This is a genomic window from Paenibacillus cymbidii (assembly GCF_004764705.1).
In the GTDB taxonomy this organism is placed as follows: domain Bacteria; phylum Bacillota; class Bacilli; order Paenibacillales; family NBRC-103111; genus Paenibacillus_AN; species Paenibacillus_AN cymbidii.
The window spans coordinates 1-25,455 of the sequence record NZ_SHLX01000044.1 but is presented as its reverse complement, the minus strand read 5'-3'; the positions used below and the strand labels follow the sequence as shown (position 1 = coordinate 25,455).

At 58.5% G+C, this 25,455-nt stretch carries 17 protein-coding genes and 1 pseudogene; 13 read left to right on the top strand and 5 right to left on the bottom strand.

Annotated elements, in window-relative coordinates; translation table 11 throughout:
- Window positions 1-30: 30 nt before the first annotated feature.
- The 3 genes and pseudogenes from EXY20_RS35325 to EXY20_RS40180 all read left to right on the top strand — a co-directional run.
- Entirely contained in the window at window positions 31-471 is a 441-nt protein-coding gene (locus EXY20_RS35325; RefSeq protein ID WP_135557139.1) for a DUF6220 domain-containing protein, read from the top strand.
- Window positions 468-2,714: an MMPL family transporter gene (locus tag EXY20_RS35320; protein WP_135557138.1), complete on the top strand. Its 2,247-nt coding sequence runs from the start codon at window positions 468-470 to the stop codon at window positions 2,712-2,714. Before EXY20_RS35325 ends, EXY20_RS35320 begins: the two co-directional genes overlap by 4 nt.
- Window positions 2,715-3,126: 412 nt before the next feature.
- Window positions 3,127-3,255 (top strand): annotated as a pseudogene (locus tag EXY20_RS40180) (slipin family protein); the annotation flags it as partial.
- A gap of 189 nt (window positions 3,256-3,444) precedes the next feature.
- Here the strand turns inward: EXY20_RS40180 and EXY20_RS35310 are convergent.
- Entirely contained in the window at window positions 3,445-7,191 is a 3,747-nt protein-coding gene (locus EXY20_RS35310) for a DUF4073 domain-containing protein (protein WP_135557136.1), read from the bottom strand.
- A gap of 300 nt (window positions 7,192-7,491) precedes the next feature.
- On the opposite strand from EXY20_RS35310, the gene EXY20_RS35305 reads away from it, so the two are divergent.
- The 5 genes from EXY20_RS35305 to EXY20_RS35285 all read left to right on the top strand — a co-directional run bounded on the left by EXY20_RS35305 (window position 7,492) and on the right by EXY20_RS35285 (window position 13,919).
- Complete coding sequence (locus EXY20_RS35305; protein WP_135557135.1) at window positions 7,492-8,196, top strand: DNA alkylation repair protein; 705 nt, start codon at window positions 7,492-7,494, stop codon at window positions 8,194-8,196.
- A gap of 163 nt (window positions 8,197-8,359) precedes the next feature.
- Window positions 8,360-11,092, top strand: coding sequence for a response regulator (locus tag EXY20_RS35300; RefSeq protein ID WP_167859747.1), 2,733 nt, complete (start codon window positions 8,360-8,362; stop codon window positions 11,090-11,092).
- Window positions 11,093-11,103: 11 nt separating this feature from the next.
- Window positions 11,104-11,943, top strand: a complete 840-nt coding sequence (locus tag EXY20_RS35295) for a CheR family methyltransferase (protein WP_135557133.1) — start codon at window positions 11,104-11,106, stop codon at window positions 11,941-11,943.
- A gap of 18 nt (window positions 11,944-11,961) precedes the next feature.
- On the top strand, window positions 11,962-13,107 hold the full coding sequence (locus EXY20_RS35290) for a response regulator (RefSeq protein WP_135557132.1): 1,146 nt from the start codon (window positions 11,962-11,964) through the stop codon (window positions 13,105-13,107).
- Between the two features lie 32 nt (window positions 13,108-13,139).
- Entirely contained in the window at window positions 13,140-13,919 is a 780-nt protein-coding gene (locus EXY20_RS35285) for an SDR family oxidoreductase (protein WP_135557131.1), read from the top strand.
- A gap of 11 nt (window positions 13,920-13,930) precedes the next feature.
- On the opposite strand, the gene EXY20_RS35280 is transcribed toward EXY20_RS35285, so the two are convergent.
- A complete protein-coding gene (locus EXY20_RS35280; protein WP_135557130.1) occupies window positions 13,931-14,665 on the bottom strand; it encodes an N-acetylmuramoyl-L-alanine amidase family protein in 735 nt (244 codons plus the stop codon).
- A 142-nt stretch (window positions 14,666-14,807) separates the two neighbouring features.
- Window positions 14,808-15,248: a hypothetical protein gene (locus tag EXY20_RS35275; protein WP_135557129.1), complete on the bottom strand. Its 441-nt coding sequence runs from the start codon at window positions 15,246-15,248 to the stop codon at window positions 14,808-14,810.
- A 209-nt stretch (window positions 15,249-15,457) separates the two neighbouring features.
- Between EXY20_RS35275 and EXY20_RS35270 the strand changes: the two genes are divergently transcribed.
- The 4 genes from EXY20_RS35270 (at window position 15,458) to EXY20_RS39605 (ending at window position 20,417) form a co-directional block, all read left to right on the top strand.
- Window positions 15,458-16,249 carry an arylamine N-acetyltransferase family protein gene (locus EXY20_RS35270; protein ID WP_135557128.1) on the top strand — a complete coding sequence of 264 codons (792 nt, stop codon included), beginning with the start codon at window positions 15,458-15,460 and terminating at the stop codon, window positions 16,247-16,249.
- Between the two features lie 16 nt (window positions 16,250-16,265).
- Window positions 16,266-17,258, top strand: a complete 993-nt coding sequence (locus EXY20_RS35265; protein WP_135557127.1) for a Gfo/Idh/MocA family protein — start codon at window positions 16,266-16,268, stop codon at window positions 17,256-17,258.
- A gap of 89 nt (window positions 17,259-17,347) precedes the next feature.
- On the top strand, window positions 17,348-18,580 hold the full coding sequence (locus tag EXY20_RS35260) for an aminopeptidase (protein WP_135557126.1): 1,233 nt from the start codon (window positions 17,348-17,350) through the stop codon (window positions 18,578-18,580).
- Between the two features lie 232 nt (window positions 18,581-18,812).
- Window positions 18,813-20,417, top strand: coding sequence for a hypothetical protein (locus EXY20_RS39605; protein WP_207671390.1), 1,605 nt, complete (start codon window positions 18,813-18,815; stop codon window positions 20,415-20,417).
- Here the strand turns inward: EXY20_RS39605 and EXY20_RS35250 are convergent, their stop codons facing one another.
- Window positions 20,418-23,750 carry an ATP-binding protein gene (locus EXY20_RS35250; protein WP_135557125.1) on the bottom strand — a complete coding sequence of 1,111 codons (3,333 nt, stop codon included), beginning with the start codon at window positions 23,748-23,750 and terminating at the stop codon, window positions 20,418-20,420. It lies immediately after the preceding gene.
- Complete coding sequence (locus tag EXY20_RS35245) at window positions 23,737-24,408, bottom strand: response regulator transcription factor (RefSeq protein WP_135557124.1); 672 nt, start codon at window positions 24,406-24,408, stop codon at window positions 23,737-23,739. Before EXY20_RS35245 ends, EXY20_RS35250 begins: the two co-directional genes overlap by 14 nt.
- Window positions 24,409-24,612: 204 nt before the next feature.
- Here EXY20_RS35245 and EXY20_RS35240 point away from each other — a divergent pair, with 204 nt between their 5' ends.
- A complete protein-coding gene (locus EXY20_RS35240; RefSeq protein WP_135557123.1) occupies window positions 24,613-24,957 on the top strand; it encodes a hypothetical protein in 345 nt (114 codons plus the stop codon).
- The last annotated feature ends 498 nt before the right edge of the window (window positions 24,958-25,455 follow it).

Sequence of the window (25,455 nt, the reverse complement as noted above, 5' to 3'; positions counted from 1 at the left end):
TTACTTTAACCGAAAGCGAGGACTTCCAAGATGAGCAATCTGTCCGTAAACCGCAGTGAACCTGAAGTCGGGGATCGCACAGCGGAAACAACCCGTCTATCGCCGTTCGTGGTCCGAGCGCGTTGGGTGTTTCAGGCATTGGCAAGGATATTGGCCATTTGCATTTTGATCCAGGTGTTTCTCGCCGGTCTCGCATTGTTCTGGGATTCGACGCAATGGGCCGGCCATACGGGTTTTGCCAAACTGCCGATCATCGTTTCGATCCTGATACTCGTCACTTCTTTCGTCGCTCGGCTGCCTCTTTCGCTTCGACTGCGCAGCGCGGGTCTGTTCGGCATTATCGTGCTGATCGCTGTAAGCGCCAAATTGCCGTCCGGAATCGGATATTTGTCGGCTCTTCATCCGGTATTCGCATCATTATTGTTCTTTGGCACCGTGTCGCTCGTCCAGAAGAGCGGTGGAAAGGCATGAAGGAGCGAATGGGGATCGATAAGTGGGTGGCGGGCCCAAAAACCAGATGGGTTGTTTTGCTTATCTGGTTGGTCGCCGCGTGGCTGCTCAACACGCTGGCGCCTCCCATTAGCCGGGAAGCCGTCAATAACGCTCCCCAACTGGGGGACGCCAGGCCATCCGTACTGGCAAACGAACTGGTTTCGCAGGAATACCCGAATGCGGAAGATGTTCCAGCTCTGTTCGTGTGGCATCGCCAAGGCGGGCTGACCGATACCGATTTGCAGCATATCCAGACATTTGCCGAACGATTATCGACCCGGCCCGTACCGTATCAGACAGCTGTAACGCCTTTGCATCAAATGCCGCTTCAAGCTTTGAAATCCAATCTGTCGGAGGACGGCAGCACATTCATCTCGCAAGTTTCCTTCAGTAAAAGCTCGGAAGGGGTTCAATGGAAGGAAGGCGTCAATCAAGCGAAAGAGGAAGCGGCAGTCATTTTCGGATCGGATCCGTTCGCTGCCGCCGTCGATTCGCCGGCTGACTTGAGCGCAAGGGTTACCGGTCCGGTCGGCATCCAGATCGACGCCACTACACTATTCGGTCAAGCCGACAAAACGCTGCTCATCGGTACTGTGCTTCTTGTGTTGGTGCTGCTGCTTCTCATTTACCGTTCGCCGATTCTGGCCATTATCCCGCTGGTTGCCGTAGGCATCGCTTATATGATCATCAGTCCGGTGCTGGGCTGGATGGCGCATAACGGACTGGCAACGGTGGAAAAGCAGGGAACCAATATCATGACCGTGTTGCTGTTCGGCGCCGGCACGGATTATTGCTTGTTCCTCATTTACCGGTTCCGTCAACTGCTCAAGATCGAGCCGGATAAAGGCAAGGCACTGCGGAGCGCCATTAGCGGGTCGTCGGGAGCGATCGCGATGAGCAGTTTAACGGTTGTTCTCGCGCTCCTTACTTTGCTCGCGGCGGAGTACGGTTCGTTCCACCGGCTTGCCGTACCGCTTGGCATTTCCATCTTGATTATGGGACTGGCGAGCTTGACGCTTGTCCCGGCTTTGCTCGCCATTATGGGGCGCGTTTCTTTCTGGCCGTTCGTGCCGAGGACGCCGGAAGTGTTGGCCGAACGGGCCAAGCGCAAGGGACATCCGGCCCCGTCTACGAACAAGAACCCGCGGAATTTTGCCGGTTCCCTTGTCGTTCGTCGGCCTTGGCTCCTTACGACTCTGACTTGCATCGCCCTTGGCGGACTTGCCTTATTGACGACGCAAATGAAGTTCACCTTCGATATGCTGTCCACGTTTCCGAAAACGATAGCATCCCAGGAAGGATTCGCCGTTATCGGCAAGCATTTTTCGCCTGGCGATCTCGCTCCCGTTAAAGTGATCGTGGATACCGGCGGAACGGATCGGGAAGTTGCCCGGACGTTGGCTTCCCTTCCATATGTGAAGCGAGTATCCGAGCCGCAGGCCGGGAAGACAAACCCGAATCTATGGGCTTATGACGTACGATTGACCATCAATCCTTATTCAATGGAAGCGATGGATCTCATTCCCGAACTTCGCCAAACGGTGACAGACAAGCTGAATCAATCGGGTGACGCCAACGCGGCGGAACATGTTTGGATTTCCGGACAGACAGCGGTACAATATGACACGAAAGCAACAAGCATGCGGGATATGCGCGTCATTTTGCCGCTGATCATTGTCATGATCGCCATTCTCCTTATCGCGTATCTACGCTCTTTGGTCGCCGCGGCGTACCTCATTGTAACGGTATTGCTTTCGTACTTGGCGGCTCTGGGATTAGGGTGGCTCGTCCTGCATCATTTCCTGGGCGTGGACGCGATTCAAGGTCCGATCCTGCTTTATTCGTTTGTATTTTTGGTTGCGCTGGGCGAGGATTACAACATTTTCGTGATTTCTTCCATATGGCAAAAGAGCAAGCGCATGCCGTTGAAACAAGCGGTATTGGAAGGCGTGGGGGAGACGGGATCGGTCATTACATCGGCGGGCCTCATTCTTGCGGGGACTTTCGCCGTTTTGACCACGATGCCGATTCAGATGCTCGTGCAAATGGGGGTCATTACCGCGCTCGGGATTTTGCTCGATACGTTCGTTGTACGTTCTCTCCTCACTCCTTCCATTACGCTGATTGTGGGCAAATGGGCGTTCTGGCCCGGCCGGCGTCACGCTGCGGAGAGCGCCGATTCGATATCGACGGAAACCCGAACATTAACCGGGAGTGGATGAAAAATGAGCATGAAGAGGATTGCCATCATCTTGTGGAGGATGTTCATCTTTTCAATCCTCCTTCCTCTTATGCGTTGCATCGGCAGGCCTGCCGATGAGGTGGCCCGGACAACGACGGAAACAGCGGCGGCGTTTTTTGGTGTTGTTTCATCCATAGAAGCGAGATGATCTCACCTCCACGTGGTGAACGTAAATTCGTTCACCATTTTTTTGCAAGTTGATGCGGATCGAGAAGGGAAACTTTTTGCCCGGTCGCCATACTTGCGCCATGTTCGTTCCGGATGAAATGAGCGATCGTAGAGCTTGCAAGACGATGCACCCGATTCTGATGCGTACAGTCGTAACGAGGCGAGGATATCGGGTTATCCCGCAGTGCCGTGCATGCTATGCTGCGGTATCCTGTACGATCGCTCTCATCACTCGCCTGGAAGAAACGGCGTCGACCCGCAGTTTGCTTAACAACGCGAAGCTGACGGACGAAAATCAGACGTTGTTCCGTCTGAAGGAGCTGGAGTCCCTGGAGAAAATATGCGAAAAAATTAAGCCAGCAAACAGGTAAGAAATATGCCGGTTGAAAAAAAACCGCGTGCACCGATGGAGCTGCACGCGGTTCTGCTGCGCCTTTATTGGCCGCAGCATTTTGTTTGGCTAGAAGGGTCCATTTCGAACTTCGGTAATCGCATCCCGGATGAGGTCATAACGATGAGCATGTTGAGTGCTTCGGAGCACCTTATATTAGATCGGACAACTTCAGCAAACGTTGCATGAGGGTCGCCGCTTCGGCCCGGGTGACAATGGACCCGGCTTCGAGTTTGTCTCCGTTTCGGCCGTTGACCAAGCCGGATTTGGTTGCCAATGCAATGCTTTCCTTCGACCACGATGATGCGTCGGCTCCATCGACAAATTGGCCGAGCTGGATTTCCGTATCGAACGAGCCTGTTTTCTTCGCCAGTCCGGTCCATTTCATCGCACGGGCTACGATTACAATCGCTTGTTCCCGTGTCAGCTTCTCTTCCGGGCGGAATGCGCCATCTTCAAAACCAGCGACCAATCCGAAGGAAACGGCGGTTTGAACGACGCTTTCATACCAGGCGTCCCCCGGTATGTCGCCGAAGGCGAATGAACCTTCGCCCAGCCGCAAGCCCAATCCGCGAACGACGACCGCCGTGAATTCGGCCCGGGTGATCTCCGCATCCGGAATGAACGTTGACCTGTCCACACCATTGATAACGAGCCGAGAGCCCATATCATTCACGGCATCCTTTGCCCAATGCCGCTCGACATCGGCGAAAACGAGCGGATGCCATACAACCGAATACGTACTGTTGGTCAAACTGTTAATAATGGCGTAAACCTTGCCGTTCTCTCGAACCACCCTGGTAGGTACATGACGCGTCTTACCGTCCGGCTCGATGACGACGCCTGTAGTTATTTTGTCCGGATCGATGTCTTCCGGCAAAACGATCTTACGCTCGACATAAGCGTTGAACGAATCCGCCTCAACCGTTTGATCGCCATAGGTGCCCGTGATCGTGAAGTCCAGCGCGCGGGCGACCAGGGTGAATTCGCCTAGCGCCGCAGCGCTCTCCGCCACCTTAGCCATCACGTCCGGCGTTTGCGCGATCGTCACCTTGATCTGAATGTCTGCAAGCTTCACCCGATCGCCGAACTTTCGGGACAACGCGTCGATATTGATCTCCTGCGCCGGCAACGTATAACTGGCCTTGTCCGTATGCAGTACGAGTGTTGCCTCGAGGGTTTCCATATTTTTGATCATTTGGCCGTTCAGTTCGCCGACAATGACGTTTGACGCGGATTTGACCGGTATCGTGACTACCGCATGGGCGCCTTCCTCATCCAGCTTCGCTTGCAGCTTGGCCGGATCGACGATTACATGCGTCGTTGCGATGCCGTCGACCTCCCTTGTTGTCGCTTTGCCCGCATGCTCGACTTTGCCATTGACCAGCACCTCGACAGCCTCTTCTGCGGCGGGGTTCGGGGTGGCCGGCTTCGGCGAGCTCGCCGGTTCGGGCGAGCCCTTTTCGGGCAGCGCAACGGGATCCGGTCCGGAATCCGGGAATGTCGGTTCCGCTACGACGATGGCAACCGTTTGGCCAAACTTGACCACTTTGCCGAGCTGATCGATCTCGGCAACGCCAAACTTGTCATTGTTGGCTGCCGGGACAATGCCCGAGACAGGAAGATCCGTATATCCAATCAGCGTTTCACCCACTTCCGGAACTATTGCCGTTCCGCTGCCGAAGTTGAAATACACCAGTTTATGACCGTTCGGCAAGATAGCCGAAGTCGCCAGCGCCGTTTTACCGTCCTGGCCAACGCCGCTCGGATCGCTCGACACGACGGTCAAGCCCGAAGCCGGGTTCGCGGTAAACGTCAATGTCGCTGCATGTCCGGCAAGCGAACCGTTCGTTGCGGCGATGCGTATTTTCACCGTCTTGGCGCCGGGAAATGCCGGCGGGTCGACCGGATTGTACGCCGTCCAGTGCTCGCCGTCATCCGTCGAATACTCCATCGCCGCCGTTGCGCCGACGATCGTATTGGCCGCATCGTCAGCGGTTGCATCGGGAGCGGCCAGCAGCAGAACGACGGCGGCCCCGTCGTCGGCGGTGACGGCTTTCGTTTCGCTCCGGTATCCGGCAGCTTGAATCGTTTGCGTGTCGGCAGGGAGCCAGACATAAGCGAGGCCGTCCGCCTTGGTCGGCGCGCTGTAGGTATAACTGCCGGCCAGAGCGCCAATCACCGGGGATTGGATCGTTACGGCTGCAGCAGGGTTGACGCTTACGTCCAGCATGTACACGTCGTCGCCGACGGAACTATTTTTGATCGAACGCGGGTTTCCAGTTCCCTCCATCACGATCGGCCCGACGTTGCCGCTCGCAATCCGCACGTCTTTGGCAATAATGGATCCGCGCGTGGCCGATGCCCCTTGTCCGCCGCGAACATAGACGTTCCCCGCATCGGCTTCGATCGCAACCGTTTTGCCGCTGCCGCCTCCAAAGGCCCGCAAGCCGGCTCCACCGACCCCGCCCGGCCCGTCGCCGCCGCTTGAAGTTACGTTGGCTCCGCCGCGGATCGCGATATCGCCGTTCAAAGAGAACAGCCCATGCCCGCCGTTAACGACTCCGCTGCCGCCCGCGGCGATCACTTCCGCATCGTCGATGTCGATCGTGCCGTTTACGTAAACGGCTGGGCCGCCAAAAGCGCCGGCAATCGTGCCTTGGCCTCCGCTCGCCTTAACAACGGAGTCGTGGCCGATCGTCAATTTGCCGCTTGGCGAAAAAATCCCGTACTCGTTTGCTTTGCCGTTGCCGCCCGTCGCCGTTACGGTTGCGGCATCGATCGCGATGTCAGAGGTTACGAACAGACCGACGCCGCCGTCGGCGGCATTGCTGGCCCCTCCGGTAGAGGTTACGCTCGTGGCGGACCCGGATATTTCGAGGCTGGGCGAGTACAGGCCATCCCCCCCTTTTTGCGCTTCGCTGGCGCCGCCCGTTGCGATCACGGTACCGCCGCTGATCGTTACGCTTGTATCGGCGATGATGGCTCTCCCGCCTTCGAAATAGTCGCCTTTCGGATCTGTTTCCATTGCGGCGCCTCCGGTCGCCGTTACCTGACCGCCTTCGATCGTCAACACGCCGGCCGGCTGCGGGAAATTCCAGCCGCGAAGATTGATGCCGTACCCGCCGCGCCGTGTGACGCCGGAGCCGGTAAGGGCGCTTCGGTCTCCCGACGTCTGGCCGCCGACCGCCGTTACGCTGCCGCTCTTGACAAGCATATTGCCCCAGTCGGCGAAGATGCCGCTGCCGGCGGAAGATGACAACGAATCGCCGCCATACGCCTTGACTTGGCTTTCGATGATCAGCTTGGCGCCGGCTTCCGAATTCAATGTGCCGTCCGACAGCAGATGAATGCCGTGCCCGCTGTCCGTATTCGCGGCTAGTGCCGCCAGCCCCGTTGCCTTCAGTGTGCCGCTGCCTTTGATCGTCAATTGATGGTTCGAGTCGGCATGGATGCCGTCGAAGCCCGTTACCGCGTTATCGCCGACCAGGATCAGTGTAAAGTCCTTATGACTGTTCGGTTTGATGAAGCTTAACCCGTTGAAGTTGTCTCCCTGGGGAGCGACAACAAGAAGATTCTCCAACTGCAAGGTGATCGCTTCGTCCACTTCGATGTAAACATTAGTATAGGTTATGTTCGGGTTCCCCTGAATCGTAACAGTCGACCTTTCCGGCGCCGTCACGTGAATGCGCAGCGGCGACAAAGGCGAATCGTCGGCGACAATGGCAAGCGTATCCCCGTCCGCCGTCAAAGTTGCCTCCTCCCAAGGATGAGGCGTGCCGTTGAGCTCGTAAGCGCTCGCGAGCGCAGCGGCGCGATCGACCGTTACAACATAAGCACTTGGCGCCAGAAGCGTCAAGACAAGCATAAGCCGAACCATTTTTCTTGCAAAACTCATTTTGTGGCCTCCCATTGTTGTTCTTTGCGTACGTTCCAATTCGACATCCGACATCCGACAAGAATCAGGAACAAAGTCCTATAACACTATAACATCTCTTTCTCAAAAAAAACTCACAAACCGGTCTACTTATTAACGGGTTCGGCAGTAAAGGGATCGCGATCGCGGGAATGGCATCGGAAGGGAAGGCTTATGAGCGGCAATGGCGGATGCGGCGTCCGACGAAAGGAGTTCCGTTTCCTCGTGCAGAATACATTTACAAGACCATGACTACTCTACATGTCAAGGAGGCGTTGGTGCTTGAACCTCGATAGCGTGATGCAGGAACTGGAAGCGCTAGGCAAGGAACGCTTGAAGAAGATGTATATGGCGAATGGCGCGCATGAGCCGCTGTTTGGCGTGGCGACAGGAGAAATGAAGCCCCTCTTTCGCAAAATAAAGCTCAATCAGCCGCTGGCGGAAGAGCTTTACGCGACGGGGAATTACGATGCGATGTATTTTGCGGGGATTATCGCGGAGCCGAATGCGATGACGGCGGCGGATTATGAGCGCTGGATCGAAGGGGCTTACTTTTATATGCTGTCCGACTACGTGGTGGCCGTTACGCTGGCGGAAGCGAATATCGCCCAGGAAGTGTCCGACCGGTGGATCGCCAGCGGCGACGAGCTGCGCATGTCGGCGGGCTGGAGCTGCTACTGCTGGCTGCTCGGGAACCGGCCGGACAGCGCGTTTTCGGCGGATAAGCTGACCGGGATGCTGGATCTGGCGAAAGCGACGATTCACGACGCGCCTGAACGGGCGAAATATTCGATGAACAATTTCATTTATACGACGGCCGTCTCTTACGTGCCGCTGCATGACAAGGCGGTGGAAACCGCGGCGGCGGTAGGGCCGGTCGAAGTCCGGAAGGACAAGAAAAAAAGCGTCATCGTCGCTTCCGAACGCATCGAAAAGTCGATCGCGCGAGGAGAAATCGGCTTCAAGCGCAAGCATGTGCGCTGTTAGACGGCCGCTGCTATAAAGGTTTGTTCGAATTTCCCGGCGCATTCGCGCTTGTCCGACAACGGGCCTCTTGATGGAGGCCTGTTATTTTTTTCTGGCACATATCAGAAAATTCAGATATAACTATTGTTGTAGGCCATTTCGCCTTGGGGAAAGGTGTCGTTCGATGAAGTTTCGCACGAAATTGTTCGTTGGCTTCGCTACGATTCTGGCGTTGCTGTTCGTATTTTCGTTTATCGCGCTCCGCATGATATTCGACATGAACCGGGCCATGCACGACATCGTGGACGACAGCTACTCCAAAGTCAAGTTGGCCAACATTGTCCGCAACGGCATCAACAGCCTCAATACCGATACGACGGAGCTGCTGTTCGATTCCGACGCAAGCGCGCTGGACGACAGCGTCGACAAACTCGGCACCGTCAAAGCAACCGTGAACGACTATCTGAACAGGCTCGAGCAAATGTTCGACGATCAGTCCGAAAGCCACAGGCTGGTGCAGGAGCTGCACCGGCTGGAAACTTCCTTCATCGCAAGCACGGACGCGGCGATCGATTTGCTGCGCAAGCGCAAGACGGAAGAGGCGATTGCCTGGCACAATAACGATACCGATGCGATTCGCGCCGGTTTGTTCGACACGATCAAGCAGTTCAACAGCCTGCAGGAACAAGAGATGGACAGGCAACTGGCCCGTTCGACCGGTACATACAACGAAGCCGTGAGGCTCATCGTCATTCTCGTCGCCATCACGCTGCTCAGCAGCGTGATGGTTGCCGTATGGGTGTTCCGCAGCGTCATCCGCAGCCTGGCCGGCATCATTTCGGTGATGAAGCTGGCTTCCGAATCCGAGCAGAACGACCGGCTTCCGCGGATCGAAGTGGCTTCCGGGGACGAGGTGGCGAGCATCGGGCACGCATACAATACGATGGCCGCCGCCCTCGAAGAGCACGCCCGGTTCCAGACCGAGGCGAACCTGCTGTTGCAGGAGCAGAACTGGAATAAATCGCAAGTGGCCGGCATATCGGCCAAATACCAGGGCGTTCAGTCGCTCGGCGAACTGGCGAAAATCGTGATCACGGCGATTGCGCCGGCGATCGGAGCGAATTACGGCGTATTCTACAACCGCGAGGAAACGCCGGGCCAGACGACGCGCTTTCGCAAGGGCGGCGCTTACGCGGCGGGTCTGGCGGCGATCGGCGCGGACAGCTTCGCCCTCGGCGAAGGGCTGGCGGGCCAGTGCGCCGAGGAGAATCGTTTGATCGTGCTGTCCGGGCCGCCGGACGATTACATACGCATCGGTTCGGCGCTTGGCGCCGCAGCGCCCGCGCAAATTCTTATCGTGCCGGTAGCCTTTGAGCGCCAGGTCGTCGCGGTCATGGAGTTTGCGTCCTTCAAGCCGTTTACCCGCATGCACATGCAGCTGCTGGAAGACGTGTCCGCAACGCTCGGGATCACGATCAACAGCGTGTTCGGCCATATGCAAATCCAGCGGCTGCTCAGCGATTCGCAGCTGTTCACCGAAGAACTGCAGACGCAATCGGAAGAGCTGCAGCTGCAGCAGGAGGAGCTCAAGACGCTGAACGAGCAATTGCGCGAGCAATACGAAGCATCGGAGAAGAAAGGAAGCGAACTGGAACGAATCAAGCTGGAGCTGGAGGAGAAGAACAAACAAATTTTGCTCGCTTCCGGCTACAAAACCGAATTTTTGACCAACATGTCGCACGAGCTGCGGACGCCGCTGAACAGCCTGCTCATTTTATCGCAGATGCTGGCGGCGAACCAGGAAGGCAACCTTACGACCAAACAGATCGAATACGCGCAAACGATCTCCTCGTCCGGCAAAGATTTGCTCGCGCTTATCAATGAAGTGCTCGATTTGTCGAAGGTGGAGGCAGGCAAGCTGGAGGTGGTGCTCGATTGGGTAAAGCTGCTGGACGTGGCCGAATTTGCCAAACGCCAATTCGAGCCTGTCGCCGGCGAACAGGAGTTGCAGTTCCACGTTCGGGTGGACGCCGATATTGCCGATCTGATGATCCATACGGACGAGCAACGGCTGCAGCAAATCGTGCAAAACCTGCTGTCCAACGCGTTCAAATTTACGGAGCGGGGATCTGTTTCCCTGGCGATGCACCTGATGGCGAAGGAAGATGTCAAAGGGGCGCCGGCCGCGATAACGAACGATCATGCGCTGGCGATCGTGGTGGCGGATACGGGAATCGGCATTCCGCAGGACAAGCAGGCGTTCATATTCGAAGCGTTCCGCCAGGCGGACGGGACGACGAGTCGCAAGTATGGCGGAACGGGCCTCGGGTTGTCCATCTGCCAGAAGATGGCCGGACTGCTCGACGGCTTCATCCAGGTCGAAAGCGAAGTTGGCGTTGGCAGCACATTCACGTTGTATATCCCGATCGGCAAAGTGCGCGGCGAACGGATGGCGGGCGTGGAGCACGAAGCGGCGACGGCGCTGGAAGCCGGACATGTCGAGCTGCCGGACGGGATGGCGGGTCCGGTCGATCTTACGCTTGCAGGGAAAACCGTCCTGCTGGTGGACGACGACTTGCGCAACATCTATGCGCTGACAACGGCGCTGGAAATGCACCGCATCCATGTCCTGTTCGCCGAAAACGGGCAGGAAGGCATTCAACTGCTGCTCGATCACAACGAAATCGTCGATCTGGTCATTATGGACATCATGATGCCGCGCATGGACGGTTACGAGGCGATCCGCGAAATCCGCAAGCACGAGCGGTTTCTTCATTTGCCGATCATCGCGCTGACCGCCAAGGCGATGAAGTTCGACCGGGAGAAATGCATTGAAGCGGGCGCAAGCGACTATATCAGCAAGCCGATTCTGCTGGATCAATTGTTGTCGCTGGTCCGCGTCTGGCTGTGCAGGTAGGGGCAGCGGCCATGATCCATCGCGACGAATCGTTGTCTGCCCACGAGGAGATCGAGAAGCTGGAAATTGCGCTTCTGCTCGAAGGCATCTACCGGTACAACGGCTATGACTTCCGCAATTATTCGTTCCCGTCGACGCGGCGCCGCATCCTGAGCCGCATGCGCGGGGAGAACCAGCCTTCGATTCTCGCCTTGCTCGACAAAGTGCTGCACGAACGCAAAGCGATGGATCGGCTGCTCGCCGACTTTTCGGTCAACGTCACCGAAATGTTTCGCGAGCCCGGTTTTTTCCTCGCCTTCCGGCGCCAAATGATTCCTTATCTTCGCTCCATCCCGGCGATCCGCATCTGGCATGCCGGTTGCTCGACCGGGGAAGAAGTGTATTCGATGGCGATTGTGCTGCACGAGGAAGGGTTGTACCACAAGACGATGCTGTACGCTACCGACATGAACGAGCAGGTGCTGCGACTGGCGGAGCGCGGCGTATTTCCGCTGCACAAGATGCAGCTTTATACGAAAAACTACTTTCAATCCGGAGGAGAGGAAGCGTTCTCAAACTATTATTCGGTGCAGGAAAGCGGGGTTGCGTTCCATTCGTATTTGTCGGAAAACATGATGTTTTCGCAGCACAATTTGGCGGTCGATCATTCCTTCAACGAGTTTCACGTCATCGTTTGCCGGAATGTGCTCATCTATTTCAACCCGATTCTGCAGCGGCGCGTGGTCCAACTGTTTAGCGAAAGTCTCGTGCATGCCGGTTTTTTGTGTCTGGGCAGCAAGGAAGGGCTGCTCAAGACGCATGCGGTATCTTTGGAAGAATGGGATGCCAAAGAGAAAATATATCGGAAATAGGGTGAACGAGAGCAGACCATGGAGAACAAAGTCGATATTTTGATGGTAGACGACCGTCCCGAAAACTTGCTGACGCTGGAAGCGGTGCTTTCTTCTCCCGATTATCGCCTGATCGGGCTTCGCTCGGGCGAAGATGCGCTGCGCTATACGATGCGGGAAGACATGCAGAATGTGGCCGTGATCCTGCTGGACGTGCAAATGCCGGGCATGAGCGGCTTCGAAACGGCCAAGCTGATCAAGGACCGCGAGAAAACGAAGGATATCCCGATCATTTTCATCACGGCGATCAACAAATCGGCGGAACATGTGCTGCAAGGCTACCAGGCGGGATCGATCGACTACATGTTCAAGCCGTTCCATCCCGAAGTGCTGAAGCTGAAAGTCGACGCTTTCGTGCAGATGCATCGCTTTCATCAGAACCAATACGACTACTTGGAGCGCCTCGTCCGCGAACGAACCCGCGAGCTGATTATAGCCAGCGAGGAGCGGGTCGCGTGGGAGAAGGAGATGGCGAAGCTCGCCCGGCTCAATCTGATCGGGGAAATGGCGGCGGGCATCGCCCACGAAATACGCAATCCGATGACGACGATCCGCGGCTTCCTGCAAATGTCGAAAAAAAATCAATCGATGGCCGTCGAATACATCGACATCATGCTGGAGGAACTGAACCGCGCGAACGGCATCATCACCGAATTTCTGTCGCTAGCCAAAAACAAGACGACCCATTTCGAAGAGGCCCATCTCAACGAAATCATCGCCTCGATGCAGCCGCTCATTCAGGCGGAAGCGATGCTGTCGGACAAACATTTTCACGTCAACTACGGGGAAATCGGCTCTTTGCAGCTGGATGAGAAGGAAATCCGCCAACTGATCCTGAATATGGCGATCAACGGGCTGGAGGCCATGGCGCCGGGCGGGGCGTTTACGATCAGCACCTATATGGAAGGAAATGCGGTCGTTCTGAAACTGGAAGATCAGGGGAGCGGAATTAAGGAAGAGTATGTGGAGAAGCTGGGCACGCCGTTCTTCACCACCAAGGAGAACGGGACGGGGCTCGGCCTGGCGGTGTGCTACAGCATTGCCGCGCGGCACCGGGCAACCATCGATGTCAAGAGCAGCAGCAAAGGAACGGCGTTTACGATCCGGTTCCAACCAGCCGGCTGACACCGGGGACCAAACATAAAGGAGCGATTCGGATGGGGATTATGGAGAAGCTGCAGCTGCGAGGGTACGCGACGATCGTGACGGGAGGAGCCGTCGGGCTCGGCAGGGCGATGGCGGCGGCATTGGCGGAGATGGGCTCCGATCTTGTCATCGCGGACCTGAACCGCGGCAATGCCGACAAGGCCGCCGCCGAGCTGCGCGAGCAATACGGCGTGCGCGCGCATGTGGTCGAGGCGGATGTAAGCAAGCCGGAGGATGCGGAGCGGGTGTGCGCGGAGACTTTGCGCGAATTCGGCAAAATCGACGTGCTGCTCAACAACGCCGGCATCGTCAAAAATGCGAAAGCCGAAGAGATGGCTTACCAGGACTGGCTCGACGTCATCAACGTCAACCTGAACGGCGTGTTCCTCATGTCTCAGCAGGTCGGCCGCCAGATGATCCGGCAAGGCAAAGGCTCGATCATCAACATCTCGTCGATGTCCGGCATTATCGTCAACACGCCGCAGAATCAGGTCGCTTACAACGTGTCGAAGGCGGGGGTCATTTCGCTTACGAAGACGCTGGCGGCGGAGTGGGCGCCGCACGGCGTGCGGGTGAATACGATTGCCCCGGGCTATATGAAAACCGAGCTGACGGACAAATTTTTCCGCGAGGGCGGCGCGCTGATCGAACGATGGATGAGCATGACGCCGATGGGCCGTCCGGGCGTGCCGGACGAACTGCAGGGCATCGCGGTCTATCTCGCGTCGGAAGCGTCGTCGTTTACGACGGGCGCCGTATTTTCGATCGATGGCGGGTATACCGCCTGGTAAGAGGCACGCGGTCAGGCCGCGGGAAAGAAAAATTCGGTCAACGCGGCGGCAATCGCCTGCGCGGCGCGGCGGATGCCGTCTTCCGCGAGCATGGCCGCTTCTTCCTGCGGATTCGTCAAATAACCGATTTCGGTGAGGACGGCGGGCATGCTGCTATGGGTTAAAATTTTCCAATCGTTGCGTCTGACGCCGCGGTCGCGAAAGTGCATCGCTTCCAGCAGACGGGAATGAATCAACCCGGCAAGCTCGCTGCTGTTGTCATCGTAAAAATACGTTTCGGTGCCGGATACGCTGCGGCTGGTGAACGTATTGCCATGAATGGAAACAAGCGCGCTCGCGTGAAGCTCTTCGGCCAGCGCCGCCCGGCTGAGCAGCTCGACGTACGAATCGTCGCCCCGGGTCAAATGCAGCTCGAATCTCGAATCCGCTTTCAATTCGGCGTACACCGCTTGTGCTACGGCGAGGGTGTATTCCTTCTCTTCCTTGCCGCTGGCGCCGGCGGCTCCCGGATCGGCGTTGCCGTGCCCGGCGTCGATGACGACGATGCGCGCCTGCTTGGGCGGCACGGTGGGCGACGGTTCGGCTGTCGGCAGCGGAGATGGCTGGACGGAAGCGTTCTCCCGGCGTTCCGCCAGGCTGTTGTGCTGTTTCTGTATCGTGGCGGTGGAAGTCAGCAATAGAAACAGCAAAGGCAGCACAAGGGTGCCCATGCTGATCGCCAGCGGCCTTTGTTGGTGTCGCTTCATCACAATCCCATCCCGGCTCTATAAGTCTACTTTATTAGACGCGGTTCCGGGAAAAAAGTTTGCAAGCTTCCGTTTCCGATATTTGGCGCGACAAATAGGCCCATGCCGCGAGCAGGCATGGGCGATTTCGTTTTTTTGACGCTTACATCGAAGTGGTTTGGTTCGGGTTCGTCGCTTCGGCGGACGCCGTGAACCGGTACAGCAAATAGCCGAGCCATACGTACATGGCGGCCATCAGAAGCGAGTTCAGAAACCAGCCGGAGAACGGGAACAGGATGACGAACGCCTTGCCCCACAAGCCGATCGGCAGCAGCTTCACGTCGGGCGAAACAAGCGTCAGCCAGGCGCCGGCGAGAAAGGCGAGCGCGCCGATAGACGAAAGCGGGATCGTGTTGAACAGAAAGTCGTACACGCGGTAACCTGACGAGTAGTCGAACAGAAACCGGTACATCACATCGTCGGCGAGCGACAGACCCAGCCCTCCGAACAGCAGCAGAAGACGCAGCGGCAACAACTGATTGACCCACGAGAACGAAGTCAGCCATGTTGTCAGTTGCTGCAGCAATACGGCGAATGATTTCATTGCGCTTGCACCCTTTTCCCCACGATTTTCCTTTCTTTTCCTCTATTAATAATATGCGTTCTCTAGCAAAAATATGCCCGGCCGCCGTTATTTCAGACTGGATTTCGACTTGTTGAAACGGCTGTCGCCTTGATATGATGGGAAGGACTATGAATGGGGCCGGTTACCAGTCTGCGAAGCCGGTTGCCCTTCCCGAAGGAGCCGATCGAATGCCACTGGCCGATGAAAGCCTGAAACCCGAAGTGCGCGCCTATCTGAATCGGATCGGATATGCCGGCGTGCCGGACGGCAGCGCCGAAACGCTGGCCGAACTGCAGGAGAGGCACCTGCATGCGGTGCCATACGAGAATCTCGACATTTTGCGCGGCGTGCCGCTCACGCTGGACATTCCGCACCTGTACGATAAAATTGTCGTCCGCCGTCGCGGCGGCTTCTGTTTCGAACTGAACGCTTTGTTCGGCTGGCTGTTGCGCGAGCTCGGTTATCAGACGACCGATCTGTTCGGCCGCTTCTGGCGGGATACGCCCAATTTGCCGCCGAAGCGTCGTCATCACGTGCTGCGCGCCTACGCGGGAGGGAAGCCGTATTTGTGCGACGTTGGCGTCGGCGGCATCGTGCCGCGCCGTCCCGTGCTGCTGGCCGAAGGGGTGGAGCAGCCGCAAGGCGACGAATTGTACCGGATGGAGCGTGACGCCTATTTTGGCTGGTTGCTGTGCGAGTGGCGGAAGGAGGCGTGGCAGCGCATTTATTCGTTCACCGAAGAGCCGCAGCTGCCGATCGATTTCATCACGGCTTCCTATTGGTGCGAACACGCGCCGGAGTCGATTTTCCGCAAGGCGCCGATGCTGGCGATCCGGACGAAGGAAGGCCGCAATACGGTAGCCGGCGACGAGTTTCGGATTTTTACGCCGCAAGGGGTCGACGCCTTCGTGCCAGCCCAAGGCGAAGCGTACCGGGAGGCGTTGCGGCGTTATTTTGGCATCGAACTGGAACGAGATTGAGGGAGGCCTGGCATACATGAGATTCGGCATCATCGGCACCAACTGGATCACGGATGAATTTCTGAAAGCGGCGGCGGAGCATGGCGAGTTTCGGCTGACGGCGGTTTATTCGCGCACGGAGGAGAAAGGCAGGGCATTTGCGGCGCGATCCGGCGATCCGGCGGTGTTTACCGATCTGGGGGACATGCTGGACAGCGGCCTTGTCGACGCGGTTTATATCGCCAGCCCGAACGCGCTTCATGCGGCGCAGGCGATCGCCTGCATGGAGCGCGGCAAACACGTGCTGTGCGAGAAGCCGGTCGCTTCAAACGTGCGCGAGTTCGACGCGATGACGGCGGCGGCGCGGGCGAACGGCGTCGTGCTGATGGAGGCGGTCAAATCGACGCTGATGCCGACATTTGCGGCCATTCGCGAGCAGTTGCCGGCGCTTGGCCCGCTGCGGCGCGTCTTCGCCAACGTCAGCAAATATTCGTCCCGTTATGACGCGTACAAGCAGGGCAACGTACTGAACGCGTTCGATCCGTCGCTGTCGAACGGCTCGCTGATGGACCTCGGCATTTATTGCCTGTACCCGTTGGTGGCGCTGTTTGGCCCGCCGCAGCGCGTGTCCGCCAACGCGTACATGCTTGCTTCCGGCGTCGATGGGGAAGGCAGCCTGCTGCTTTCTTATCCGGAGATGGAAGCGATCGTCGCGCATTCGAAAATTACGGATTCGTATGCGCCGTCCGAGTTTCAAGGCGAATTGGCGACGCTCGTCGTGGATCATATCAACAAGCCGGAGCGGGCGGTCGTCCATTACCGCGACGGGCGGACGGAAGACATCACGCCGCCGCTGCCGAACCGGCCGATGTACTACGAGCTGGCGGAGTTCATTTCGCTTTGCGCCGGCGGCCGGCCCGAGTCGGCGGTCAATACGCACGCCGTTTCGCGCGCGACGCTTGCCGTTATGGACGAGGCGCGACGGCAAATCGGCCTGACGTTTCCGGCCGACCGGCCGGCGGAGGACTAATCCGCGCGGGGGCAGGATACAATACGAATGGCAGAATGGCAATGACAGGGTAAGGGTGAAAATTTTGCGGGCCAGAAGGGAGTAACGTTATGTCATCATTCCATGAACAATTGGAGCGTTATGCGGATTTGATCGTCAAAGTCGGGGTCAACGTGCAAGGCGGTCAGCAAGTATTCGTCAGCGGAGCGGTGGAAATGGCGCCGCTCGTTCGGCTAGTCGCAGCCAAAGCGTACGCGGCGGGAGCGAGCAACGTTCACGTCGATTGGATCGACGAAGCATTGTCGCGTTTGAAGTACGAACATGCGGCGGACGAAGTGTTCACCGTCTATCCGGAATGGGAGACGGCCAAACGCAATGCGTTCGTCGATGCGGGCGCTTCGTTCATTTCGATCGTGTCGCCGAATCCGGATTTGCTCAAAGGCATCGATCCGCAGCGGATCGGCAATTTCCAGAAAGCGTCGGGCGCCGGGCTGGCTAATTTCCGCCGGGCGGTGCAGGCGAACAAGATGAGCTGGACGGTCGTTGCCGCGGCAATGCCGGACTGGGCGGTGAAAGTTTTCCCAGGCGAAACGCCGGACGAAGCGGTGCGCAAGCTGTGGGACGCGATCTTCGCCGCCGTGCGGCTGAACGAAGGCAATCCGGCCGAGGCTTGGGCGGCCCATAACGCGGCGCTGCACAAGAAAGTCGACTGGCTGAACGGCAAACGATTCCGCAAGCTGCACTACCGCGCGCCGGGCACCGACTTGACCGTCGAGCTGCCGGAGAAGCACCTATGGGTCGGCGCGAGCAGCGTCGATTCCAAAGGCGTGTCCTTCATGGCGAACATGCCGACGGAGGAAGTGTTCACCGCGCCGCTCCGCGGCGGCGTGAACGGGTACGTGTCGAGCACGAAGCCGCTCAGCTACGGCGGCAACCTGATCGACGGCTTCAAGCTGACGTTCGAGGAGGGCCGCATTGTGGCGGCGGAGGCGCAGGCCGGGCTCGACATTTTGCAGCGGCTGCTCGATACGGACGAAGGCGCGCGGTATTTGGGCGAAGTGGCGCTGGTGCCGCACCGGTCGCCGATTTCGCAGTCGAACCTGCTGTTCTACAACACGCTGTTCGACGAGAACGCGTCGAACCATCTGGCCATCGGCAGCGGCTACGCGTTCAACATCGAGGGCGGCAAGGACATGTCGCGCGAAGCGCTGGCCGAGCTCGGGCTGAACAACAGCGCGACGCACGTCGATTTCATGATCGGCTCGGCCGAGATGGACATCGACGGCATCGCCGGGAATGGCGAGACGGTGCCTGTGTTCCGCAAGGGGAACTGGGCGGAGTAAGCGGAGCTCTTGAAAAATAGGCCATAAAAAATGGCTTGTTGGCGCTTGATTGACCGCTTCGGAGGAAATAGCCAGCGTTTTCGCTGGCTATTTTTGTGTTAGTGGTCGTTTTTGGCGGAATAGCCAATCAAACATGGCTTATTTTGTAGAACGGAGCGCTTGCAACTTCCCTGCTGTGGCCGGCGTCTATTGGAATGACGGGAGACGCAGATGGAAGGGGAACCGGCAAGGGATGAAACAGAGAAAAGTATCGATTTTGCTGCTGCTGACGGCGAGTTTGCTGGGCGGGTGTTTCGGCGGAGAACGGAAAGAACCGCCAGCGGCGAGCGCCACGCCAACGCCGACAGCGACATCGCCAGCGGCGAGCGCCACGCCGGCGCCGACAGCGACATCGCCAGCGGCGAGCGCCACGCCGGCGCCGACAGCGACATCGCCAGCGGCGAGCGCCACATCGCCGCGTTACGTCGAAGACGGCGAACACGCGGTGGCGATTACGCTCGACGACGAACCGCGGCTGCAGGCGCCCATCCGCACAACGGTCGCCGAAACGCCGCAAACGTATACGCTGCATTTCCGCGAAAGCATGGACCGCGCCTCGGCTGAATCGGCGCTGGCCGCCAACATGACCAAACAGAGCGCGTCCCCCGCGGACGACTTCAAGCTCGCCTTCGATTGGCGCAGCGACACCGAACTGAAGCTGAGCGTCAGCTCGGCGGCCGCCGATATCCTCATTCGCGTGCAGTACACGCTGAACGCGAACGATGCGCGTACCGCGGCAGGCTTGACGCTTCGCGACACGCCCTCGTTCCACGCCATCGTCACCAAAACGCAGCAGCTGTGGCGTTTGGCCACAGACGGCGGCAAGCTCGAACGGGCGGGCACGCTCGAACAGCCGTATTGGCTGCACACGCTGACGGGCGATCCGCGCTACATGCTGGCGTCGCGCTATACGGAAACGTGCGAATGCGATGCGCCGTATCCCAAGCTGTACGGGGTATTCGACTCCGCCGAAGGCAAATTTGCCGCTTATCCGGTCGAGCTGACGACGACGTATTGGGGCAAAGGCGATTTTGTCGCCGATACGCGCGGCTTCTTCTATGCCAGGCCGGATGGCGGCCCGACGGTGCCCCCAAGCGACACGGCTTACGACGTCCATGTGGATGCATTCGTATACGGAGCCGGAATCAGCCGCGACCGCCGTTACGTGCTGATGGCGGCAGGCGAAGAGGGCCAGACGGCCGATCTCGATCTGATCGTTTACGACCTGCACACGCGCCAAACCTTCACGCACAAGAAGACGCTGCTCGGCGAACTGCAGGAAAACATGATTTCGGACGGCCGAATGCCGATTCTGTTTAAAGATGACGGGAAGTTCGTCTACACGAGCATGTATCGCCTCGACCCGGTGCGGATCAGCGTGGAAATTCTTTATCGCTACAATTGGCAAAAGGGGCGTCTGGAGAAATGGGAATCGCCGCTGCCGGAGCAGCAGTCGGCGAATGCCGGCTTCCTTGCGTCCTACGATGACGTATACCGGTACTACGACAACGGCGGCTTATACCGCGGGAACGAACAGGTTTTGCCGCCGATGCCGGGCACAAGTCCGTATTTTTGGATAGACGGCACTCATGCTTACGTTTCTGCCAAATATCATGCGGCGACCGAAGGGAAATCGAACGCTTATCACGAGTTTTTCGTCTACGATGCGGACAGCGGGGAATCCCGACCGATCGCGAAGCTGGCCGCAACCGACCTGTTTGCCTTCGTCGGCGGCAGCGGCGACGGACGCTGGCTGTATTTCACCGGCCCGGATACGCTTCAATCGCCGGCAAAATAATTACTCCTGCCGCAGGGGCAGCGTGATCGTCAGCGCGCAGCCGGCCGGATTGCCGGCTGCCGCGGCTCCGCCGCTCGCCGCCGGCAGCTCGGCGGCGTCCGCCGCGCCGATGCGCACCGTGCCGCCGAGCAGGTGCACCCGCTCCATAAGCGCGGTCAAGCCGAAGCCAGGCCGGGAAGAGCCGTACACGACGCCGTCGTTGACGAGCCGGAAGTGCAGCGTGTTCTCCCGCGCGTACAGTTCGAAGGCGAACGCCCGGCAGCGCCCATGGCGAATGCCGTTCGTAATGCCTTCCATGAGCGAGTGATACACGACGCGCCCCATCAATTCGCTTACTTGCGGCAGCGCACTGATGCGGCGCTCGAACGAAACGCCGGTGCCGCAGGTCGTCTCCGTGATGAGCTCCTGCAGCGCAACCGTAAGATCGAAGCCGCCGCCCTCATCCTTGAGCATTCGCACCGAGCGGCGAATTTCGTCCAGTCCTTTGCGCACCGAATCGCGCGCCAGATCCAGCTTCTCGACCGACTTGGCCAAATCCCGGTCCGCCAACTTGCGGGCCGCCTCCAGTTGCACGATCGTTGCCGTCAGCGTGTGGCCTACGACATCGTGGATTTCGTGCGCGATCCGGTTGCGCTCTTCCCAAACCGACACTTCCGCCAGCGCCTCCGCCGTTTCGCGCACCGAACCGGCCAGCGCCGTGTTCGCTTCCTCCAGTTCCTTCGTCCGGTCTTCCAACTCCAGCGTCCGTCCGACCAACGTTTCCGCCAGCTCTTCCAATTCTTTCGTCCGATCGGCCAGTTCCGTCGTGCGGATGCCGACGAGCTTTTCCAGCGATTCGTGGAATTCGCCCAGCTTGAGCTGGATGCGCACCCGCGCCAGCAGCTCGCCTTGCGAGAACGGCTTGGACAAATAATCGTTCGCCCCGGCGTCGAACCCTTCGGTCAAGTCGGACACGCGGTTGCGCGCCGACAGCAGAATGACCGGCAAGTCGCTCGGCCCGTGCGTTTGCCGAATGCGCCGGCATACGTCGTACCCGGTCATGCCCGGCATCATCACGTCGAGCAGCAGCAGGTCCGGCTTGATGCCCGAGTCCAGCAGCCGCAGCGCTTCCAGGCCGTCCTGCGCATGAACCAGGCGGCAAGCTTCGCCGCGCAAGTAATGGACGAGCACTTGCACGTTGATTGGCTCGTCGTCCACGATCATAATGAGCCGCTCTGCCGCTTCGTTCCCGTCGCCGTTGCCCGCCTGAACCGCCGGAGCGGCCGCCGCCGCCGCTTCCTCGTCGCCCGGCGCGAGCGGAAGCACCGGCGCAGCCGAAGCTTCTTCCGCATAGCGGGAGGAAACGACTTCAACCAGCGCCGCAGTATGCGAATCCGGCCGCTCCGTCGTCGCCAGCAGCGAAAACGAGACTCGCGTGCCTTCGCCTGGAACCGAACGAACGGCGATGGAGCCGCCGTGCAGCTGCACGAGCCGCTTGGCGATCGACAAGCCGAGCCCGGTGCCTCCTCCGGCCGCGCTTTCCGCGGCGGCGAACGGCTCGAACAGCGTCTCCATGCGCTCTTGCGGGATGCCCGGCCCCGTATCCGTCACATGGATCAGCACCGATTCGGTCGCTTGCTCCAGGGTTACGGATACCGAACCGACCACGGTATACCGAATCGCATTGCCGATCAGATTGTACAAAATTTGCTCCAACCGGTTCGTATCCGCCCGTACATATACCGGCCCTGGCCGCTCCGCACTTACGCCGAGCGCCAGTCCTTTGCGCCTTGCCAGCGGCGCCAGCGCGGCGGTGACGGCTTCAGTCACCGCACGCGCGTCGGTCGGAGCGGGAGCCAGCGTCACATCTTTGTGCTGAAGCCGATACAGGTCGAGAATATCGTTCACCAGGTGAAGCAGCCGGTTTGCGCTGTTGCGGATGAGCCGAAGATTGTCCTGCATCGGGGGGGCAACCGATCCGGCGGCGCCTTCGAGCAGCGATTCCGTCAAGCCGGCGATGCCGTGCAGCGGGGTGCGCAACTCGTGCGACGTATTCCGCAGGAAATCGTCCTTCAGCCGGTCGAACTTGACCATCTCTTCGTGCGCCGCAGTCAACTGCTCCGCATACTGCCTCAGTCGGCGGAGCATGGCGGTATAGCGCCGGAAGACGACGACCGTCAGGCACGCCGCAAACATCAGCAACCCGGCAGGCAGCACTTGCAGCACATAGTCGCCGATCGGGCCCGGAAACGCGTGGAGAATCCACATTCGGATGATCGGTATATTGTTGGAAATATGGATCGTTCCGGACAGCAGCAGCACGACGTAACCGCCGACAAGCCAGCGCATTTCCGCCGTACGTTCGTGCCGCGCGCCACGAAACAGCGTATACGTGACGATGCCTAGCACGACGGCAAAACAGAACGGCAGTCCGTTCAGCAGCATTTCGCGATACAACACATGGTTGAATATCGCGGAGACAGCCGCCGCAATAGTAAACGTCAGCATGATGCCGGTTGCGAATCGATACGGCCGCCGATGCTTTTCCCCCTGCGCGGCTCCGTAAAACCCGACAAACGCCAGAATGCCGAGCGGCAGCAGCAAATCGCGCCAATAGAACAAGTGGCGGAAATCGCCGAACCATTGCAGCGTCGACATCATCAGCCCGATGCCGATACCCGCGCTGTAAGCGAGCAGCGTGAACCAGGCGAAGATGCGCTCCTTCGGCACCCGGATGAACATGACGAGCGACACGCTGCCCGCCAGCAGGAAGACGACAACGACGACGAGCAGCCGCCAATCGGCCCCGACGAAGCTGCGAAGCAGGGCGAACCGTTCGCCGATGATGTTCCAGGCCGGCAGCAGCTGATCCCGGTCCCATTCCGCCCGAATCGTTACCAGTTTGCCGGCGTCGTCCGCCACGAGCGGAATGGGCTGGAAGGACATGCCGGCATGGGCATATTTCATGCTGAGCCGGTTGTCCGTCGCGTACACCTGCACGCCATCGATGAACACGGTGATGCGGTGCATGTCGCGCAGGAACAAGTAAGGATCGCGGCTGGCCAGCGCCGGGAGCGTCCGCTTGAACCAAACGATGCCGCGGTATTCGGCGAACCGGTCGTACATCGAAGCGTCGAGCTTCTCCCAGACGGCATCGGCGCCGGGCTGATCGCCCCAGTAGACGCTCCATTGATTCGGGTAATGGAACAGCCGCTCGTCCGTCTCGCGGCTGTCGGGCGCTGCCGCCGCTGCAAGGTCGATTGCCGTCAGGCATACGGCCGCCGCCAGCAGCAAACAGGCGAGCAGCTTGCGCGGCCATCCGGCGGTCAGTCGGCTACAGCTATAGCGTGCCATCGAGCAGCAGCTCCTTTAGCAGCACGATCGCGGCTTGCCGGTCGTTTGTGCCGATTTTGTTGTAGATGACGCTGACATAGTTGCGCACGGTGCCTTCCGTCATGAACAGGGCGGCGGCAATTTGTTTGTTCGAATAGCCGTCGATCAGCAGCAGGATGATTTTGCGCTCGCGTTCGGTGAAGACGAGCCCGTGCGACTTGATTTTGGCATCGTCGAACGTGTCGGCGCCGGACGGCACGAACGCGGCGAGCCGGGCCGCCAGTTTGGCGGCGATCGGCGCCGGCAGCATCAACTGGCCTGCCATCGCGTCGCGGACGGTTTGCACCACCTTTTCCGCGGGCATATCCTTGAGCAGGAATCCGTCGGCCCCGCCCGACATGGCATCGACGATAAATTTATCCTCGGCAAACGTCGTCAGCATGAGCACGACCGTGCCCGGCACGTCGCGCTTGATTCGTCTCATCGCTTCGATGCCGTCCATGATCGGCATTTTGATGTCCATCAGCACGATGTCGGGGCGCAGCTCGCGCACGACGCGGCAAGCCTCCTGACCGTCCTGTGCGACGGATACGACTTCCATGTCGTCTTCCAAATTCAATATCGTCTGCAGTCCGTCCCGGAGCAGACGCTGATCGTCGGCGATGATAATGCGGTGCATGCGGCATCTTCCTTTGGCTCAATCGTGTTAGTGTGCTGATGTGTAAAGTTTACCAAACCCTGACGCGGGAATATAGTCGTTGCGGCAAACGGATGACAACAAACGCGGCAATATGACAAAAGAGATGACAGCCCGTCACTGGCGGCGTTTTCGTATGCGCGGGTAAGATGGGAGGGAATGGAGTTGCGGAAAGGAGCATAACACATGGATTGGATGGTCAAACAATATTTGACGCGCTTCGACCAGACGGATTTGACCGACCTGCTGCTGTTGCGCGGCAGAATCATGTCGATGGTGGAGCATTGCGAAGAATCGCTCGATTACGGGTTTCCGATTTATTTCAGCAAGGGCAAGGCGATTGCCGGTTATGCGCGCAGAAGCGACGGCTTAATGTTTTTCCTGCTGAATCCGGATATCGTGGACAAATACAGGGACAAGCTGGCCGGTTCGGTGGAAGGCCGGGTGCGCATTTGCCTCAAACGGCCAAACGACAAGATGGACACGAGGCTGCTCGATGTGATCGACGATATGTTGTGGGAAGCGGTTTAGGCGTTAACTAATCTAGGTTGCCGCGCCTTCGCAGCCGGACGAAAAATAGGCCATAAAAAATGGCTTGTTGGTCCGATTTGGGCCGATGGAGCGGAGAGCGCAATGCTGTCAGTTAAGGCAAAGTAAGCTTGCATTGTTTGAAATGTCAGCGAAATAAGACTGATTTCAGTTACTACTTAGGTCTCCCTCTTTGAAGATGGACGTTCGATCTTCCCACGAGCGGGTACCATGGCTGAATGCTCGAGGGACGGAACCCAGCGCTCTTATTTTCGCCTGTTTTGCCTCAGTTGGTGTGTTTCCATCCAATCAGCGGCTGTGAGTTCCGTTAACCTCGATAAAAGCGGCTCCAGGAGACAAATAAGGGCTGTAGGTTCCGTCCCTCGTATTTAAGGGTATTTCTCACGAATGCTCAGCCATTCGCAGGATTTCATCGATTTTAATGTCAGATACAGCGGTGGAATGGTAGGACGCTGGGCCGTCGGTGGCGCGTTCGGGCAT